The sequence below is a fragment of the Levilactobacillus parabrevis genome, assembly GCF_044051715.1.
In the GTDB taxonomy this organism is placed as follows: Bacteria; Bacillota; Bacilli; order Lactobacillales; family Lactobacillaceae; genus Levilactobacillus; species Levilactobacillus parabrevis.
This window is the reverse complement of the sequence record NZ_CP168688.1, coordinates 1447794-1462445: the sequence shown is the minus strand read 5'-3', so window position 1 is coordinate 1462445 and position 14652 is coordinate 1447794. Positions and strand designations below refer to the sequence as shown.

Annotated in this window: 13 protein-coding genes; 1 reads left to right on the top strand and 12 read right to left on the bottom strand. The window is 49.8% G+C overall.

The genetic code is table 11. The features are described from left to right. Positions 1–464: 464 nt before the first annotated feature. From ACEPSU_RS06890 to parE, 8 genes are all read right to left on the bottom strand, one after another. A complete protein-coding gene (locus ACEPSU_RS06890; RefSeq protein WP_395320791.1) occupies positions 465–914 on the bottom strand; it encodes an NUDIX hydrolase in 450 nt (149 codons plus the stop codon). Between the two features lie 47 nt (positions 915–961). Next, complete coding sequence (msrA, locus tag ACEPSU_RS06885) at positions 962–1486, bottom strand: peptide-methionine (S)-S-oxide reductase MsrA (RefSeq protein WP_395320790.1); 525 nt, start codon at positions 1484–1486, stop codon at positions 962–964. Positions 1487–1498: 12 nt separating this feature from the next. Continuing rightward, positions 1499–1948: a peptide-methionine (R)-S-oxide reductase MsrB gene (gene msrB / locus ACEPSU_RS06880; RefSeq protein ID WP_260338406.1), complete on the bottom strand. Its 450-nt coding sequence runs from the start codon at positions 1946–1948 to the stop codon at positions 1499–1501. A gap of 247 nt (positions 1949–2195) precedes the next feature. Further along, on the bottom strand, positions 2196–2771 hold the full coding sequence (locus ACEPSU_RS06875) for a matrixin family metalloprotease (protein ID WP_260338405.1): 576 nt from the start codon (positions 2769–2771) through the stop codon (positions 2196–2198). A gap of 148 nt (positions 2772–2919) precedes the next feature. Then, entirely contained in the window at positions 2920–3849 is a 930-nt protein-coding gene (locus ACEPSU_RS06870; RefSeq protein WP_020088632.1) for a manganese-dependent inorganic pyrophosphatase, read from the bottom strand. 41 nt (positions 3850–3890) lie between these two features. Then, complete coding sequence (locus tag ACEPSU_RS06865) at positions 3891–4850, bottom strand: LysR family transcriptional regulator (protein WP_020088633.1); 960 nt, start codon at positions 4848–4850, stop codon at positions 3891–3893. A 208-nt stretch (positions 4851–5058) separates the two neighbouring features. Next, the gene (gene parC, locus ACEPSU_RS06860) at positions 5059–7506 is read right to left on the bottom strand and encodes a DNA topoisomerase IV subunit A (RefSeq protein WP_395320787.1); all 2448 of its coding nucleotides are present in this window, start codon (positions 7504–7506) and stop codon (positions 5059–5061) included. A 23-nt stretch (positions 7507–7529) separates the two neighbouring features. Next, entirely contained in the window at positions 7530–9506 is a 1977-nt protein-coding gene (gene parE, locus ACEPSU_RS06855) for a DNA topoisomerase IV subunit B (RefSeq protein WP_020088635.1), read from the bottom strand. 275 nt (positions 9507–9781) lie between these two features. Between parE and plsY the strand changes: the two genes are divergently transcribed. Continuing rightward, the gene (gene plsY, locus ACEPSU_RS06850; protein ID WP_020088636.1) at positions 9782–10405 is read left to right on the top strand and encodes a glycerol-3-phosphate 1-O-acyltransferase PlsY; all 624 of its coding nucleotides are present in this window, start codon (positions 9782–9784) and stop codon (positions 10403–10405) included. 327 nt (positions 10406–10732) lie between these two features. Here plsY and ACEPSU_RS06845 read toward each other — a convergent pair whose 3' ends face one another. The 4 genes from ACEPSU_RS06845 to xerC all read right to left on the bottom strand — a co-directional run bounded on the left by ACEPSU_RS06845 (position 10733) and on the right by xerC (position 14595). Beyond that, complete coding sequence (locus tag ACEPSU_RS06845; RefSeq protein WP_395320786.1) at positions 10733–11608, bottom strand: aldose 1-epimerase family protein; 876 nt, start codon at positions 11606–11608, stop codon at positions 10733–10735. 90 nt (positions 11609–11698) lie between these two features. Then, positions 11699–13111 (bottom strand): ATP-dependent protease ATPase subunit HslU, encoded by a 1413-nt coding sequence (gene hslU, locus ACEPSU_RS06840; protein ID WP_395320784.1) that lies wholly within the window; start codon positions 13109–13111, stop codon positions 11699–11701. An 18-nt stretch (positions 13112–13129) separates the two neighbouring features. Continuing rightward, positions 13130–13672, bottom strand: a complete 543-nt coding sequence (gene hslV / locus ACEPSU_RS06835) for an HslVU peptidase proteolytic subunit (protein ID WP_020088639.1) — start codon at positions 13670–13672, stop codon at positions 13130–13132. A 20-nt stretch (positions 13673–13692) separates the two neighbouring features. Further along, complete coding sequence (xerC, locus tag ACEPSU_RS06830) at positions 13693–14595, bottom strand: tyrosine recombinase XerC (protein WP_395323152.1); 903 nt, start codon at positions 14593–14595, stop codon at positions 13693–13695. Positions 14596–14652 lie beyond the last annotated feature (57 nt).

Genomic DNA, 14652 nt, shown 5'->3' with positions numbered 1-14652 from the left:
ACTTTAGATGGAGGCCTGACTACGAAACTAACGGAGAATCCGCCTGTAAATTGCCAGTTTGAGCTGGTCTTAACCAGTGAATAGGTTTGCTGACATTATGCAGTCGTGACGACAACACTTAACAGGAATTAAAATTATTTTGTTGCAAACGGATGATTGTGGTCGGTAAGTTTGCGGGATAGTTTAGTTAGTAGTGACTCAAAGAATTTGCTGAGCAGCGTAATTGGTGAACGCACATGTGTCGTCAGTAAAAGCTGGCTGACATTTTTAATTAGTAAAGCAAGTGGTCCATAAGTAGTGCTGCAAAAAAATAACAACGTATCCAAAGGAAGGGGCACAGCCGTTTCTCGTGGCTAAATCGATAACCTATTCTACTTTACATAATATATATTATCGAAAGTAGACCTAAAAGCTAAAAATAAAGGCTCTCTCCAACTTTCCTGGATTTCACCTTTACTTCTGATCTATAATTTTTGCGTACTTTGTAAGTCATTTAAAATGCGTTTTGTAATTGGCGTTAACGTTGCTGGTAACTTTGCTAATGGGAAAAACTTAACTGCGCTGGTCTCGTCTTGATCTGCTCGCAGCTCACCAGTTGCCGACAGTTGATAAACTGTCGTGACTGAATCAATCTGATCACCGTTGGGATACGTGTATTGCATGCCGGTACCACTGACGACTGTCAAAAGTTTGGGCTGCCGACCTAGCAAACCAGTTTCTTCACGTAACTCGCGAATCGCCGTTGTTTGCAAATCTTCGGCTAGTTCCTTAGAACCTGCTGGTAAGCCCCAAAGTAAATTATCCGTGCGTTTGACCAGTAAGAGTTGCTGCTGCCTGAGCACGACCGTTGCGGCACCGACCACAATTAACGGTCGTGGCCCAATCAATTCGCGTAGCTTCAAAACGTAACCCATATGCTTAATCACCGTCCTTAAGCTAATTGTAACGCATAACCGGACAGTTAGTCTTGCCAATTTTTCGCGATAAACGCCTGACGGCCGCCCATTTCTTCAATCTGGTAGCGAAATGGATTCTTGCGGTAGAAATCTTGATGCTCGTCTTCAGCGGGATAAAATGGTTGGGCATCTTCGATACTGGTCACGATTGGCTCGTCAAATTGACCGCTGGCTGCGAGTTTTTCCTTAGATGCTGTCGCTGCCTGGCGCTGTGCGGGACTATTGACGAAGATAACGGGTCGATAACTGTCGCCGCGGTCCTGAAACTGGCCACTGGCATCGGTTGGGTCCGTTTGCCGCCAGTAGATGTCGACTAGCGCCGCGTAGCTGATCACAGTTGGGTCAAACGTAATTTGTACAGCTTCTGTGTGACCAGTGGTATGGCTGGCAACCTCGGCGTACGTGGGATTCACGGTATGGCCGCCGGTGTAACCGGAGACGACCGACTGAATGCCTGGTTGGGTGTCGAATGGTTGAACCATGCACCAGAAGCAACCGCCTGCAAAAATTGCTGTATCTGTTTGTGCCATGAGCGTGCCTCCTTATTTTTGATCTGGGAATAGTTGTTGAAAGTCGTGGTAGCCATTCTTTTCGAGTTGATCGGCCGGAATAAACTTGAGGGCTGCCGAGTTAATGCAGTAACGCAAGCCCCCCGCTTCCTGTGGCCCATCGTTAAAGACGTGGCCGAGGTGGGACTGGGCATCGCTACTGCGAACTTCCTGCCGTACCATCCCAAATGAATGATCGGTATTTTCCTTGACGTTTGCTGCATCGATTGGCTTGGTAAATGAGGGCCAGCCGCAGCCCGCATCGTACTTGTCGGTCGAACTGAACAACGGCTGACCACTGACAACGTCCACATAAATACCAGGTTCATAGAAAGCATCGTATTGGCCGGTGAACGCGGGTTCCGTTGCGGCGTTCTGGGTAACCGCATATTCTTCGGTCGTCAAGCGCGCCTTTAAATCTGCCTGAGAGTCTTCCTGTTTCATTGAGATTCCTCCAATCAATTGTGCACAACTATTTACTTATTTCCAGTTTACGACTCTTTGGCTAAAAGGCAATTAATTTGCCTAAATATGATCAATGCGGGTCATGATGAATGTATGATTGGGTAGCCTGTCTCTTCACCTGAGTTGCTGAATTGCTGCCTCACCCGTTTAGCTATTTAGCGGCCAATCTAAAAAGCGCCGACTCAAGATTGAGCCGACGCTTATCTTCTATTCTACTTTGTATTGGCTAGCTTGCCTGCCCAGCCGGTGTTTGGTAACGTTCCTTGACGCCATTGATATCAACTTGTTGAATACCGACTGACCGATTCTCGTAGTACATCACGCTGTGCTTTGATGGGTTGTGAGCGAGCCCCATAGCGTGTCCCAGCTCGTGTTCGGCAACGTGGGTGTCATCCGATCGGGAATAACCGTAGTTGTGTAACAGTTCTGGGTTTAACTCAGAATTGATCTTAAACAGATAATTATGCCGGGCCCAAAACTCCGTTAACCCAACGTCCCTTCCTAACTGCTGCGATTCACTGGGTGTTGCTGTCGTCAGCTTAATCTGAGCTGCCTTGGCTGACGCGAGCTTGAACGTAAAGGCCCCAGTCTTGTTCCACGCCCGAATGGCCGAACGCCAAATCCGTTGATAGTAAGCCGATTTGGTAGTAATTGCGTAGGTCGCATGATTCGTGACAAACCTTTCAGGTCCAAACGGTGTTGTGGACGCTGCCAACGCCACAGCACCACCGATTTGGCTGACAAAAAGACCAATCGTAACCACAACCATCACGATTTTTCGATACCAAGCACTTCTTGTCATGCAAAATTCCCTCTCTCTTACAGGGAATATGCCTGACGGCTACCATCGGCCCGTATTATATGCGGGTTGCCAAAGAGTTGCGACAAAAACGCTCCGCGAAGATTAAATTTCTTCGCGGAGCGTTCCAATTTATTGTAAATTCACCGAATTAAGCGTTAAAGGCATCGGTCAATGGTGGCACAACTTGCTTCTTCCGAGAAACCACACCAGGTAAGCTGGCACGGTTGTTTTCGAGTTTAGCATTGAAGGCTTTTTCAACGACGTCCTTAGGTTCACCGGCAACGATGAGTTCGGAATCGCTGTTCAAGACGTTGGTTGCCAAGGTAATGAATAGGTCATAGCCATCAGCAGCAATTTCAGCGTTCATTTCCTTTTCCAAGCCAGCTTGACGGGAGATAACGTCGTCTAAGTCAACCGTGTTGATTTGACCGATTCGAACGTTGTGACCGTTCATTTCGAAGGACTTGGCATCGCCATCGATCAGTTCCTTATCGCTCTTAGCGGCCAAGTTAGTTCCAGCCTTTAACATCGCAATACCGTAGCTTTGAACGTCGATGTCAGCAATTTCAGCCAAGGCACGAACGGCTTCGCGGTCCTTGTCCGTCGTCGTTGGGGATTGTAATAACAGCGTGTCGGAGATGATTGCAGAAAGCATCAATCCGGCCAACTTAGCTGGAATTTCAATCTTAGATTCGTCGAACATTTCAGTCAAGATGGTGCTGACACAACCCACTGGTTCTGCCCGGTAGTACAAGGGAGCGTCCGTGTGGAAGTTAGCAATCCGGTGATGGTCAACGACGAAGGTGACTTGAACCTTGTCTAAATCACTCACACTTTGTTGGGCTTCGTTGTGGTCCACCAACATTACTTGGTCAACTTCGTTTGAAACCGTTTTAACGACCCGTGGTGCTGGTTCGTCAAAGTGGTTCAACACGTAGTTGGTTTCCATGTTAGGTTCGCCCAAGGCAACGGCTTCAACGTCGTAACCGCGCTGCGTTTGGTAGTAGGCAAAAGCCTTGGCAGCCACAATGGCGTCCGTATCAGGATTTTGGTGACCGAAAATTAATGCTTTACTCATTGGTAAAAAACTCCCTTAATCAATAAATTTTTTGTTTAAATTTACTTGTTACGCAATTGTTTGAGGCGCGAAATGTAATCGTCGGCATGCAAGTACCGGTCAAACTGCGCGAGAAAGTGGCTGATCCGTGGAATCTCCGCTTTGCCCTTGCGAAAAACAAAGGCCAAATCAAAGCGAATATTAGGATCAAAGTGTGCCGTCCAGGTCTCTGGCAGGTCATCCTGACCAACCATAAACGAGTTAGGCAACGCCGTCGACGCGCCAGTCTGCATTGAGAAATGCAACAGTTGCGTTGGCGTTGTGAAGTTGGCGACCCCCTTAGGGAAATCAGCCAATTGATTCTTGTAGGCCTCGTGAATCGTCTGATTCAGATAGTACCCATCCGGATACATTGCCCACACGTTAGCCGTGGTGTCCTTGAACTTGATCCGGTGTTTCTTGGCCAATTGTTCGTCGTGATGGATAAACAACAGGTCATCCGAAATAATCTTCTTGGACTCGTATGGCTTCCAATTCTTAATGGAGTCATCGGGCAAGTACATGATCGCCAAGTCAATCTTATTATTTTCCAACCGCTCCCAAATTTCCTTCCGAGTTAGCATGTGGAAGGAAATCTTAAGCTCAGGATTGTTTTGGTAAGACAGAATGGCGAAGTCTTCAAAGACAGCGTCCTCGACCGAAGCCAAGAGACCAATGTTGATTTCCCCCTGAGTGGCACTAGTGGATTGCTGAATCTCATCCGTGGCCTGGTTCAGGATGGCATAAATCTTATGCGTGGCATCCAACATCGTGTAGCCGGCGTCTGACAACCGGAGCTTTTTCCCGACTGAATAGAATAGCGGTGCCCCCACCGTTCGTTCTAACTTCTTAATCTGTTGGGTCAAAGCTGGTTGGGTAATCCCCAAAATTTGAGCAGCCTGCGTATAATTCATGGTTTCTGCGAGTTGCAGAAAATACGTCAGGGTTTTAGAAGAAAAGATGCTTTCTTGTTTCGTCTTCATCCGCGTTTACTCCTTATGACTGGCGTGACGAACCGTCTAGCCGACAACTACGTCAGCCTAATAGTAACTATTAATCTCTATAATAGGCTGTTTTGGATGAAAGCGCAACGATTACAGCTTGCAAATCCCCTCACAGCCGCCCGAGGCCACTTAAATACCATCAAAATACGATGGCCTTAGTTTCGCGGATCGCCCATGAAACTTGTGGTTAATCCAGCACCAATTCGGCTGGTTTAACACGGAGCGAGACGGGAGTACCTTCCACGTCGGTATCGACCACGAATGACCCATTCGAATAGCGGCCACTCAGTGGATGTTCCATTGGTAAGACGTCGTGCGTCCGTTCGCGGCTGGTCATGATTTCCAGGGGCGGATTACCTGCTGGAATCGTCATGAAGTCGACGACCCGGTGTGGATCGCGCTTCAATTCGCGAAGCACGATGACCCCACGACGAGCGCGACTCGTCACAGAGATTTCTTTCATCGCGAGGCGCTTGAAGCCCCCACGTTGGGTAATCAACGCAATCGTATCGTTATCGGCAACTAAGGCCAGGTTAACGACCTCATCATCATCACGAAGATCCATGGCACGAACCCCCGTGGTCCGAGCACCATTGATGGAAACTTCATCGACGGCATAACGGAGTGCGTATCCATTCTTGGAAATCAGCAGGATTCCCTTGTCAACGGGTTCCGTCAGGTACTTCACCTGGACAACTCGGGCATCATCGTGCTTGAGTTTCTCGTAAACTGCAGCACGACTCTTGTAGGTTCGACCAGGTGTCAGGTCACTGAAGGCCGTCTGTTTAACGTAACCATCGCTCGTCGCAATTAAGAAACGTCCTGGCTCCTTCAGCGTCTTAAAGGCGAAGGTGGCGACAATTTCTTCATCGCTGGCTAAGCCAATGGTTTGTGAAATGTGTTCACCAGTTTCCTTCCACTTCACATCGCTGATCTCGTGAACGGGTCGGTAAATCAGATTTCCCTTGCTGGTAAACATCATCAGGTGGTCTAACGTGCTGAGCTTTTCCATAAAGATTGGATAATCTTCATCCTTCAACCCGTTGTCCTCGGGGTCCGAAGCTGTGTAGGACCGAACACCGGAGCGCTTTAGGTAACCGTCATGACTGACTAAAACGACGACATCCTCATCAGCGACCGTCACCGTTGTCTTGATCTTCAGGTCTTCGATCTTATCCTGAATCTCGGTCCGCCGGGGGTTCCGATAGTTCTTGGCAACATCCTTCAACTCTTTACGCAGAACCGCGTTAAGGGTCTTAGGCTCAGCCAAGATCTTGTGATCCTGTTCGATAGCTGCGGATAATTTATCCGATTCAGCCTGGAGCTGGGTCACATCGGTGTTGGTCAACCGATACAGTTGCAGAGCCACGATGGCGTCCGCTTGCTTTTCAGAGAAATCATAGGCACTGACCAGATTGTCTCGCGCATCACGCCGGTCCTTGCTGGCCCGGATGGTCGCAATGACTTGATCCAGGATGGACAGCGCTTTAATCAGCCCGATAACGATGTGTTGCCGGTCCAAGGCTTTTTGTAGCTCGTATTTGGTACGCTTCGTAATGACGTCGCGTTGGTGTTCCAGGTAAGCTGTCAGAATCGTCTTGAGACCCACGTGCTCTGGTCGCATGTGATTAATCGCGACCATGTTGAAGTTGTAGGTGATTTGTAATTCTGTATTTTTAAATAAGTAGTTTAGAACCCCTTGCGCATCAGCATCACGCTTCAGTTCAATAGCGATCCGTAATCCGTCCCGGTCGGTTTCGTCCCGCACTTCAGCGAGGCCTTCGACCTTTTTGTTGAGGCGAATTTCATCGATCTTTTTGACCAGCTGGGCCTTGTTCACTTCGTAAGGAATTTCAGTCACAATAATCTGACTCTTACTCCCACGTAAAGGTTCGATTGACGTCTTGGAACGGACGACGACACGACCACGACCGGTCTCATAGGCCTTGACGATGCCGTCCTTGCCTTGAATAATTCCACCGGTAGGAAAGTCGGGTCCCTGAACAAATGACATCAGCTCTTCCAACGTCGCCTTAGGATGACTTAACAGGTAGACCAAGGCATCCACGACTTCGCCCAAGTTGTGCGGTGGAATCTCCGTGGCATAACCGGCCGAAATCCCGGTCGATCCGTTGACCAGTAAGTTGGGGAAACGAGCCGGTAAGACCGTTGGCTCGTATTCGGTATCATCGAAGTTGAGCACCATTTCAACCGTGTCTTTATCGATATCCCGTAACATTTCACCGGCTAATTTGCTCAGTCGAGCTTCGGTATACCGCATGGCAGCGGCTGGATCACCGTCCATTGACCCGTTGTTCCCGTGCATTTCAACGAGGGGTTCGCGGACCTTCCAGTCCTGGCTCATCCGGGTCAATGCTTCGTAGATGGAACTGTCCCCGTGGGGGTGAAAATTACCCATGACGTTTCCGACTGACTTGGCAGACTTCCGGAAACCCTTATCGTAGGTATTACCATCTTTATTCATGGCAAACAGGATTCGCCGTTGAACGGGTTTCAAACCGTCTCGAATATCAGGCAGTGCCCGTTCCTGGATGATGGATTTAGAGTACCGGCCAAACCGATCGCCCATAACTTCTTCCAAAGTTAGTTCCTGAATTTTTTGTCCTTCACTCACGAATTATGTGCTCCTTTCACCGGTTAGTTATCCGCTGGATCCGTTGGTTCTGCGGATTCTAGCAGACTGGTATTGTCGTCCTCTAACGTAAATTGGACGTTATTTTCGATCCATTTCCGGCGCGGTTCAACCTTGTCACCCATCAACGTGGTGACCCGGCGTTCGGCCAAAGCGGCGTCATCAATCTGAACGCGGATCAGCGTCCGATTGTCAGGATCCATGGTGGTATCCCACAGCTGTTCGGCGTCCATTTCACCTAACCCCTTAAATCGTTGCAGGTTGTAACCGTGGTTCTTGATGAGCTTAGTCTTTTGGTCGAGTTCGTCATTAGTCCAGGCGTACTCGATGGTCGACTTCTTGCCGGTCGTCTTAATGCGATACAGTGGTGGCAGGGCAATGTAGACCCGGCCAGCATCGATCATCGGCCGCATGTACTTGTAGAAGAAGGTTAACAACAGAATTTGAATGTGCGCCCCATCGTCATCGGCATCGGTCATGATGATAATTTTATCGTAGTTGGCGTCCGCAATATTAAATTCGGCCCCAACACCAGCACCAATCGTGTAGATCATGGTGCTGATTTCTTCGTTTTTCATAATGTCAGGTAGCTTAGCCTTTTCAGTGTTCAGCACTTTCCCCCGTAATGGCAGGATAGCTTGGAACTTCCGGTTACGGCCTTGCTTAGCGGAACCCCCGGCAGAATCCCCTTCGACTAAGAATAATTCGTTCTTGGCAGAATTTTTGGATTGTGCAGGCGTTAGCTTACCGGAGAGCAGGCGTTCATGCTTCTTGTGCCGCTTACCGTTCCGGCTTTCATCACGGGCCTTCCGGGCAGCTTCTCGTGCTTGACGAGCTTGCGTTGACTTACGGATCAACATTTTCCCGAAGTCTCCGTTTTCCATCAGATAATAGCCCAGTTGTTCACTAATAATGCTATCAACAGTGGCCCGAGCTTCCGGTGTTCCCAGCTTTTCCTTGGTCTGTCCTTCGAATTGCAACAGATTTTCGGGAATTCGCAGTGAAATCACGGCGGACAGCCCTTCACGGACATCAGTTCCTTCGAGGTTCTTATCGCGATCCTTGAGAAGACCGACTTTCCGTGCGTACTCGTTGAAGGCCTTAGTCCACCCACTACGCATACCCACTTCATGGGTGCCTCCATCTTTGGTCCGCACGTTGTTGACGAAGGATAGGAGGTTTTCGGTGTAGCCGTCGTTGTATTGGGCAGCGACTTCGACCTCGATACCGTCCTTCTTGCCATCAAAGTACATCACGTCACCGAGGGTATCCTTGTCTTCGTTAAGGTAGCTAACGAACTCCTTGATCCCATCTTCGAAGTGGTACTCTTCGGCCTTTTCTTGGCCTTCACGTTCATCGGTCAGTGTAATCTTGACACCCTTGAGCAGGAAGGCCGATTCACGGAGCCGTTCTGCGAGCGTATTAAAGTTATAGACGGTCGTTGTGAAGATTTCACTATCCGGCTTAAAGGTTAGCGTGGTCCCGTTATGAGCCCGCGTATTACCCTTCTTTTCCAGAGTGCCTTGGGGATGGCCCCCCTTGGCAAATTTTTCCTGGTACCGAACGCCATCACGTACGATGGTTACGGTCAATGAGCTAGAGAGTGCGTTGACCACGGAAGCCCCCACCCCGTGGAGCCCACCAGAGGTCTTGTAGCCGCCTTGGCCAAACTTACCCCCGGCATGGAGCACCGTTAAAATAACTTCAGGTGTTGGAATACCGGACGCGTGCATGCCCACGGGCATACCCCGACCATGATCGACGACGGTAATACTGTTGTCCTGGTGGATGGTAACGTTGATTTCCTTACCGTATCCGGCCAGAGCTTCATCAACGGCGTTATCGACAATTTCGTAGACCAGGTGGTGGAGCCCCCGGCCGTCAGTGGAGCCGATATACATCCCAGGACGTTTACGGACAGCTTCCAATCCCTCCAAGACTTGGATGGAGGAATCGTCATATTTAGGTTTTGCTTTCGCCATGCGTAAATCCCCTTTACTTTTACTAGATTTAAAATTGCTTTTACGATACCCTTTAGTTTACCCTAATACGAACGTATGTTCAAATGAATCGTACAAATCGCATGAGGTGGGTTTTCAGTAACCACATTATCATACCACAGGAAACTAAAAGCTGGCTAGTTTCCTGATATAATTGGCGTAATGCGTAAAACATGCTAAAATATAGAGCAGCTTATTAGTGACGGCCGCTACCTCAGTGAGGGCGGTCGTCGGGAGAAAGAGCGGAGGAATTACGCGTGAAATTAATTGGGTTACTCATTGTGGCCTACCTCCTGGGGGCCATTCCAAATGGTGTCTGGGTGGGTAAGACCTTCTTCCATACCGACATTCGCCAGTCTGGCTCCGGTAATATTGGGACGACCAACACTTACCGGGTCCTCGGGCCGTATGCCGGGACGGTTGTGATGGTCCTTGATATTGCGAAAGGCACGGTGGCTACACTGCTTCCCACTTGGGGACACGTGACCACGATCTTTGGCACCGCGACGCCCCTCTTATTCGGGCTGTTTGCGGTTCTTGGCCACACTGTATCCGTCTTTGACCACTTCAAGGGTGGTAAGGCGGTGGCCACTTCAGCGGGGATGCTACTGGCATACAACCCGTTAATGTTTGTGATTGCGGCCGGACTATGGGTCAGCCTGATCTATTGGACCAGTATGGTTAGTCTCGCCAGCATGATTGCCTTTTCGTTGATTACCCTGATCTCGTTAGGGTTTCACGATTGGTATCTGACAGGAATCGCCTTTATTCTGACGGTGTTCGTCTTCTACCGTCACCGGACCAATATTAGTCGGATCAAAAATGGGACAGAGTCACTGGTGCCATTTGGTCATGGCTACCAGAAGCGCCACGCTAAATAGGATACCGAAGGCTCTCAACGACAATTGTCGCTGGGAGCCTTTTTCTTATGGTTTGAAAGCTATGGCTAAACATTGTTGCCTGCGGCAGCCAGCCATTCCGCCTGTTGTGGGGGAACGCCTACAGCCAAGGAGCGGCCTTGCAACGCCGCCACGGCTGGCTGCCTCCGACTAAAATAACGTTTAACTATAGCTTTAACCGAACCATCGTTGGGAGTATCAGTTAGTTCTGTTGCTGACCATGCAATCGTGATACCGAAGACTATCTTACGGGTGTCAACCGTATCTAGGCGAAATCCCGGGTATTCGCAATCGACTGTTTTCAGCTGCCTAGAAGTAAGTAATCTGATAACTCGCCTTAAAGGAATCCTTACCAGCCAGCTTCTGAATGGCGACCTTTGACTCCAAGTCACCCGTGGCTTGGACGTCGTCTGCTAGGCCCCACCATGGTTCTAAGCACACGAACGGTGCTTGCTTGGGGTACGGTGACCAGATGCCCAGATACGGGGCGGCGACCGTTAAGGCGATACCGTGATCGTCTGAGGGCGTGCTGAGCATGACCGTCGTTTCATGGTTGTCGAGCGTCAGCACCTGAGCGTCATGGTCGAACAAGTCGTGCTTTAATGACAACGGCTGGTGCAGGTCTAGCGGCACAGAATGCTTCGTATCGCTGTACGGCCCGACTAGTGGCACGCGTTGATAGGTCTGCTTGGGTGAAACGGTCACGTTATAGTCAGTAAAGTCGGCTAATGCGCCACCAAATGGCACGTTGAATCCGGGATGCGCGCCGAACGAGAAGGCCATGGCCTCATCGGTAGGATTCGTCACCGTCGCGTTGACCTTGAGCTGGTGATCGACCAGTTCATAGGACAGCGTCAGGATGAAGTCTTGTGGATACAACGCCTTGGTTTCATCATCGGCCGTTAATTCCAGACTGACCTGAGTGTCGGTCTGATCGATGACCGTGAATTCACGATCGCGGGCGAAGCCGTGCTGGGTCATGTGATACGTCTCGTCGTTCAGTCGGTACTGGTTATCCTGTAACCGGCCGACGATGGGAAAGAGAATCGGCGCATGGCGGCCCCAATAGGTTTTATCAGCCTGCCACATGTATTCCAAACCACTCTCATTATCCTTAACACTGGTTAATTCGGCACCTAACGGATTGATTTTTACCGTCAGATAGTCATTTTTCAACGTGATCATCGCAATTCCTCCCACATTAATCTGTTACCTCTTATCATACCTTACGTCACGCAAAAGAGCCAAGACAACCGTCCTGGCCCCCACATACGTTTATAGGATGTACCGTGATAAGTCCTTGTTCTGAACGATGTCACCGATCTTATCGTTAACGTAACTTTCGGTAATCGTGACGTCACCAGTGCCCATGTCAGGTCCTTCGTAAAGCAGATCTTCCAGAAGCTTTTCAAGAACAGTCTGTAACCGCCGAGCCCCAATGTTTTGGTTCTCGTGGTTCAATTCAAAGGCCAACTCGGCAATACGTTCGATGGCTTCCATGGTGAAGGTCACCTTGACGTTGTCTGTTCCAATCAAAGCGATGTATTGCTTGATTAAGGCATTGTTTGGTTCGGTCAAGATCCGAACAAAGTCTTTTTTGCTGAGGTCGTTTAATTCCACCCGAATTGGGAAACGACCTTGTAGTTCAGCAATCAAATCGCTTGGCTTGGATTCCGCAAAGGCCCCAGCCGCGATGAAGAGAATGTGATCAGTATCGATGGTCCCATACTTCGTCTTAACTTGCGTCCCTTCAACGATTGGCAGGATGTCGCGTTGAACCCCTTCACGGGAGACGTCACCACTGTTCTGGCCACTCCCCTTGGTGATCTTGTCAATTTCATCGAGGAAGATGATCCCGGTGTTTTCAGCGCGCTTGATGGCGTCATGATTGATGTCGGCGTTGTTGACCAGCTTTTCTGATTCTTCACTGACCAGGATTTCGCGAGCTTCGGCGACCGTGACCGTCCGCTTGATCCGCTTCTTAGGCATAATGGAACCCAAGGTGTCGTTCAAATCGATCCCCATTTGGCCCAGCATGTTGTTGTCGGTGGCGCTAGCTTGTTGAGGATCGTCCATTTCCAACGCAACCATGTGATTTTCGAGCAAGCCTTTATTAAGTTGTTCCGTTAAGGACAGTCGTTCGTTGCGAATCTCATCGGTAACTTCTTCTTGTTCGCTAGGTGCCGTTGGCATTTGGCCGTTTTGCATCTGGGAGAACATGTTCATCATGTTTGAAAAGTCGTTATTGTTCTTGTTTTCCTTCTTCTTAGCCGGGGCCAACAACTTAACTAACCGCTTGTTGGCAGCCTGCGTGGCATCGGCGCGAACGTTCTTAAATTGGTCCTGCTTTTCCATAGCAACGGAGACTTCAACCAAGTCACGAACCATGGATTCCACGTCACGGCCGACGTAACCAACCTCGGTAAACTTGCTGGCTTCAACCTTGGTGAATGGCGCGTGAACGATCTTGGCTAACCGGCGGGCAATTTCAGTTTTCCCGACCCCGGTCGGTCCGATCATCAACATGTTCTTAGGTGAAATTTCTTCTTGCATGGCGGCGTCGAGTTGCATGCGGCGGTAACGGTTCCGTAAGGCAATGGCAATCGCCTTTTTGGCTTCGTCCTGACCGATGACGTATTGGTCAAGTAAGCCGACGATCTCTTTAGGTGTTTTATTAATTGCGTCCACTATTCTCAGTCCTCCAGATTAAAGTTCTTCAGAAATAACGTTTTCGTTCGTAAAGATATCGATGCCACCAGCGATGTGAATGGCGCTTTCGGCAATTTCCTTAGCACTCATTTCCTTGGCGTGGTGATGTAAAGCCGTCGCTGCGGCTAAGGCAAAGTTTCCACCGGAACCGATGGCTAAGATGTCATCGTCAGGAGCAATGACTTCACCGGAACCAGAGACCAGGAGCATTTCGTCCTTGTCCATGACGATCAGTAAGGCTTCCAACTTTTGCAAAGCTTGGTCGGAGCGCCACTGCTTGGCGAGTTCAACGGCTGCCCGTTGCAGATTACCACTGTATTCGTTGAGTTGGCCTTCGAATTTTTCTTCGAGGTTAAAGGCATCGGCGACACTACCGGCGAATCCGACAACGACTTGGTTGTTGTAGATCCGACGAATCTTGTGAGCGGTCCCCTTCATGATGACTTTTTCACCCATCGTGACTTGGCCGTCACCCGCCATGGCGTTGTGGCCGTTATGACGGACGGCACAGATGGTCGTTGCTTCAAATTTTACTGGCATAATGATTAGTCTCCTTATGATTACTTCGGTTGATCCTTGTCTTCAGTTGCACGGGGAAAGAATTGACGATAATCCCGTTGGAGGTGTTCTCGCGTCACGTGTGTGTAGATCTGCGTGGTCGAGAGACTACTGTGACCCAGTAGCTCCTGCACCGAGCGTAAGTCCGCCCCATTGTTGAGCAGGTGCGTGGCAAACGTGTGCCGCAACATGTGGGGATGAATCTCACTGGTCAGACTGCTGCGCTTGATGATCTGATTGAGCAGATACGTCACGCCCGCCGTGGTCAGCTGACCACCATGAGCATTGATAAAGACGTAGTCATGTTGCTGATGATACTTGGTCATCAAGGGCGTCCGCGCCGCCGTGAAGTACGTTTCCAGGGCGTCACTAGCGTAGTGGCCAAATGGCACATAGCGTTCCTTGTTGCCCTTCCCATGAACCAGCATGATGCGATTATCAAAATCCACATCGCGTTGGGTTAGATTGACACACTCGCTGACCCGAATCCCGGTGCCGTAGAGAATCTCCAGCACGGCGGAGTCCCGCGTTGCCAATTGCTGATTGGGGTTGCCCGCGGCGGCCGTGAACAGCGCCGTCATTTCTCGTTCGTAGAAGAAACGGGGTAAGTGACTCTGATGGTGCTTGAGCTGAACGTAGGCGAACGGATCGTCTTTGGCCAGACCATTACTCATCAGGAAGTTGTAGAACGACCGCAGCGTTGAAAGCTTACGGGCAATCGTTGTCCGCGCGTAGTGGTGATCGTACAAGTCGCTGAGGTAGACCTCCACGTCGAGCTGGTCGATCTGCGTCCAGGGCTTCTCACCACCGTTGTCCTGCAGAAAGTGACTGAATTCAGCTAAGTCTTCCTGGTAGGCCTTCACGGTTTCGGGTGAATACTGACGCTCACCACTCAGGTAAGTCATGAATTGTGCGACTGCTGAAGCCACGGCTGACACCTCCTGTACGTGTTAATGCTAGCA